The 3,742-nt window shown below is 59.3% G+C and carries 5 protein-coding genes and 3 pseudogenes; 2 read left to right on the top strand and 6 right to left on the bottom strand.

What is annotated here, in order from left to right; genetic code table 11:
• Nucleotides 1–120: 120 nt before the first annotated feature.
• Nucleotides 121–261, top strand: coding sequence for a DUF3606 domain-containing protein (locus ACZYOF_RS42875; protein ID WP_463719502.1), 141 nt, complete (start codon nt 121–123; stop codon nt 259–261).
• A gap of 44 nt (nt 262–305) precedes the next feature.
• On the opposite strand, the pseudogene ACZYOF_RS42870 reads toward ACZYOF_RS42875, so the two are convergent.
• From ACZYOF_RS42870 to ACZYOF_RS42850, 5 genes and pseudogenes are all read right to left on the bottom strand, one after another.
• Nucleotides 306–560 (bottom strand): annotated as a pseudogene (locus ACZYOF_RS42870) (hypothetical protein); the annotation flags it as partial.
• Between the two features lie 112 nt (nt 561–672).
• On the bottom strand, nt 673–1,254 hold the full coding sequence (locus ACZYOF_RS42865; RefSeq protein ID WP_130583989.1) for a DUF308 domain-containing protein: 582 nt from the start codon (nt 1,252–1,254) through the stop codon (nt 673–675).
• 1 nt (nt 1,255) lies between these two features.
• Nucleotides 1,256–1,438 (bottom strand): hypothetical protein, encoded by a 183-nt coding sequence (locus ACZYOF_RS42860; protein ID WP_130583988.1) that lies wholly within the window; start codon nt 1,436–1,438, stop codon nt 1,256–1,258.
• Nucleotides 1,439–1,502: 64 nt separating this feature from the next.
• Nucleotides 1,503–2,333, bottom strand: coding sequence for an alpha/beta fold hydrolase (locus ACZYOF_RS42855; RefSeq protein WP_463719501.1), 831 nt, complete (start codon nt 2,331–2,333; stop codon nt 1,503–1,505).
• 26 nt (nt 2,334–2,359) lie between these two features.
• Nucleotides 2,360–2,551, bottom strand: a pseudogene (locus ACZYOF_RS42850) (cytochrome d ubiquinol oxidase subunit II); the annotation flags it as partial.
• A gap of 52 nt (nt 2,552–2,603) precedes the next feature.
• Here ACZYOF_RS42850 and ACZYOF_RS42845 point away from each other — a divergent pair.
• Nucleotides 2,604–2,744: a hypothetical protein gene (locus ACZYOF_RS42845; protein WP_165421547.1), complete on the top strand. Its 141-nt coding sequence runs from the start codon at nt 2,604–2,606 to the stop codon at nt 2,742–2,744.
• 770 nt (nt 2,745–3,514) lie between these two features.
• Here ACZYOF_RS42845 and ACZYOF_RS42840 read toward each other — a convergent pair.
• Nucleotides 3,515–3,742: pseudogene (locus ACZYOF_RS42840) on the bottom strand (integrase core domain-containing protein); the annotation flags it as partial.

Genomic DNA, 3,742 nt, shown 5'->3' with positions numbered 1-3,742 from the left:
ACCAGCCGGTGTGATATCTCTCGTCATGGCGTTGCTCTCCTTTGTGGAATCAGCACCCCGAGCCTACCGGCTCAAGGTGGGCAACGCCGACCTCTTCAGTAATTCAACAGAACCCGGGACATCCCCCGGGTGGCCGGCGGGCAGAACTACGAAGTCCAGTACGAGGCAAAGAAGACCGGAAAGTCGGCACCGGCCGTAAAAAAGGCCGTCAAAAAGGTCGGCAATGTGCGGAAACGCGTGGAGAAGAGACTGGGCCGCTGAATTGAGAAGGCCGGGCTGGCGTTGAGGGCCAGCCCTTCGAGTCCGGGGCATTCCGGGCAGGTATCACCGATCGAGTTCAGCACGTCGCGAACCTCGGCCGCCGCCGCGTCAGGGGAAACGTCTGCTGGCGGGTCTCCACGGGCGATATCAAGAGCGCGCTCCCGCGCATGCGGATCGCCGCGATCTTGCATCCAACCGTGCCCCTCACACCGGCGGATGGCGCCCGCTTCCTGGAGCAACTGGATTGCCCATCCGCGCAGCGTCCGTGTCGCTGGCCGTGTCTGTTTCGTCATCAGCATCGAACATTCGCCACCTGAGACGAATCGCTGACTCCTGGAGTTGTTCCGGTCCCCTACCGCGATGATCTATGAAAATACGAGTATGCGCGCCCCGCGTAAAGCGATGCAGCAGTCAGGCGCCTCGCCGCGGATTTGCGAACATCAACAGTGCCGCAGAGATCAGGAAGTAAAGTGCACCGAAAGCGGCGTAGGGTGCCACTTCCAAAATGGTCGTATCCTTAGCGAGAACCGCCTGCGTGACAAAGAACACCCCAGCAAGCATCGACTGCGCTCCGCTCAGGATCATCGCCCATTGTGCACCGAACGTGCGCCAGCGGCGAACACCGGTGATCAGTTGGGCAAATCCCGCTGCGATCGCCCAGAGCCCGAAGACCGCGACCACTGCATTCATGCTGAATTGCAAAGCGACGGCCACTGCGATCGCAGCGACGAGACTGACTGCGACATTAAGCGCCTGTGTTTGGTTCGTTCTCAGACCACCGCTGCTGCGAGCATCAAACCAGTTCGCAAAGGCGTCCCATGCGGGATAGCTGACTAGCAGCGTCGCGGTTATGGCATTTGAATGGGGGATGGCAACCGCGGCCACCGCCCACGCCGCAGCAACGATGGCCCGAATGAGATAATAGGCCGAAAGATTAGCGGTTAATTCCGCTCGCGCGCCAGCATTTGTCATATCGCCTGTCGTCGTTGTCATGTCACTCTCCATCACCGTGTGAGACCAGCCGTCCACCAAAGGGAATGCCCACCGGTGGTTTGCCCAAATGTTCGCTGACCGTATCGGCTGGCGGGAAGATGCTGAAATAGATCGCGCAGGCCTGTCGAATTAGGCGGGCTCGCTCGCGCTCAGCCTTCGGGACAAATTGACTAACCTCACCCATGTTTGCTCCTCGCTTAAGCTCTACCAAATGTCCTGCGCCTCATGCTTGCCAACGGCGCGAGACGTTAGGACGCCATGAACGAGAGCAACTCGGCGTTGACGACGTCGGCGTGAGTCGTGCAAAGGCCGTGCGGCAGCTTCTCGTAGATCTTGAGTGTGCTGCGCTTCAGCAGCTTCGCCGAAAAGGGCGCAGAATCGGCACATGGCACGATTTGATCGTCATCACCGTGCAGAACGAGCGTGGGCACTGTGATCTTTCTCAGATCCTCGCTGAAGTCAGTTTCCGAGAATGCTTTGATCCCGTCGTAGTGCGCCTTCGCGCTGCCCATCATGCCCTGTCGCCACCAATTCCAAATGACCGCCTGCGACGCCTTGGCGCCGGGGCGGTTGTAGCCGTAGAATGGACCGCTCGCGAAATCGAGATAGAACTGCGCCCTGTTGGCGGCGAGCTGATTGCGCAAATCGTCGAACACTTCGATAGATAAGCCCGCAGGATTGGTGTCTGTCTTCAGCATCAGCGGCGGCACGGCGCCAATCATTACCAGCTTGGCCACGCGATCCTTGCCACAACGGCCGACGTAACGCGCGGCCTCGCCGCCACCAGGGGAGTGGCCAACGTGAATGGCGTTGCGAAGGTCAAGCTGCTCGACAACCGCTGCGGCATCGGATGCGTAGTGATCCATATCGTGGCCATCGCTTACCTGGCTCGAGCGACCGTGACCGCGGCGATCATGGGCAATAGCACGATATCCTTTGCCGACGAAGAAGAGCATCTGGCTCTCCCAGTCGTCAGAGCTCAGCGGCCAGCCGTGGTGAAAGACAATGGGCTGGGCAGACTTCGGTCCCCAGTCCTTATAGAAGATCTGCACGCCATCTTTGGTAGTTATCGAGGTCATAGGGTCGATCCTTGAGCAGTGGAGATTGAGACGTTGACCGAGTAGGCCAGCGGAAAGGCCGCAAGGAGCCCCGCGCCTCCGAACGCCAACCACGTTTCGTTGCCGTCCCAAACAGGGGCCACGGTGTTGACCATAGTGTCTCGGTCTTCGCACCCGTCCACGAACGGAAAGAGGATGCCGATTCCAAGATCAAAGCCATCCATGATCACATACATCATCAGACCGAAACCGATGATGAGGCATAGGGAGCGGTATCTTCCGGATTACCTCGTGCGCGTTTTGGAAGGCGAGCGCATCATGCCCGAGCCCGGGCGGCCGACCTATTTCGAGATCCATGGAGTGCCTTATAGGGGCGAGTTGGTGGAAAGCGAGGGACGCCGGCGCGTTCGCGTCTATCCCGAACGTGGCTGAAGAATCAAGCTTGGCTGCATTCCAAATGCTCGGCGGGCAGCTCGCGCGCAACCTTCGCTCACGTCGCGCTTGATGGGCTATGCATCCAATCGATGCAGATTGCAGAGGTGAGGCGTGACTTTGGCGGTGGTGCTGGCGGCCGGTTTATCGTGCTACAACTCCACTCCACTGCTCGTACTCAGACCCGAGGTTGGTTTCGAAGACGACTGTCTCTCGACAATGCCATGTGCAGCCCGATCGATAGGGACCCCCCTGCAGCACTTGCCCGAGGGTTCCTCCCGAGAACTCCGCTCTCCGTCGAATGCTATGTGCCGTTGCACCAAACAGACGGGGCGGGTTGACATCTCCCCCTTCCTAAAGCTCCTCTGCTTATTCATCATCAAGCAGTCGCCGAAGCTCCCCTCGAGAACTGCTCCTGATCAACAGTAAACTCTTCTGGATCAACGAAAAACGAGAGGCCAGGGGATCCTCAATGCCTGCGGGTCGTGTTGTAAAATCTCTCGATGTAGTCAAACACATCAACGCGATACGCTCCTCCATAGGACTTCTCTCCCTGAAAGGCATCGTCCAATCCCTCCTGAAATGGACCCGCGGAGCGGGACCGCTTGAACCGGTTTGTTAGTTGGAAACTGACCGCTCCTGATGGCTTTCTATCACGCAGCCAGAGACGCTGTCTGCTGCAGCTGCTGTGGGCATGTGGTCAACGCGGCAGCGTTGTCCACCATGTCCACAGCCTTCGCGGCCTGCATCCGTTCGCGCCAGACCGCCATCGGCGTGCGATAGCCGTGCGCCTGATGAAGGCGACGATCGTTGTAGAAGGCGATCCAGCTTGCGACCCCTGCCTTGGCCTCGCGGCCGTCGGCATAGCCTCTGAGATAGATGTCCTCATGCTTGAGCGACCGCCACAGCCGCTCGATGAAGACGTTGTCGATCCAACGACCGCGGCCATCCATGGAGATCCTGATCCCTGCGCCCGCCAACGCGCCGGTGAAGGCCGC

It is taken from the genome of Bradyrhizobium sp. LeoA1Lang (genome assembly GCF_055413685.1).
Note: the sequence above shows the minus strand (reverse complement) of the source record. Positions and strands in the feature narration are given on the sequence as shown.

What these genes read in the sequence shown, in the direction of transcription:
- ACZYOF_RS42865 (WP_130583989.1), bottom strand. Translation starts at nt 1,254, where the DNA reads ATGACAACGACGACAGGCGATATGACAAATGCTGGCGCGCGAGCGGAA.
- ACZYOF_RS42860 (WP_130583988.1), bottom strand. Translation starts at nt 1,438, where the DNA reads ATGGGTGAGGTTAGTCAATTTGTCCCGAAGGCTGAGCGCGAGCGAGCC.
- ACZYOF_RS42855 (WP_463719501.1), bottom strand. Translation starts at nt 2,333, where the DNA reads ATGACCTCGATAACTACCAAAGATGGCGTGCAGATCTTCTATAAGGAC.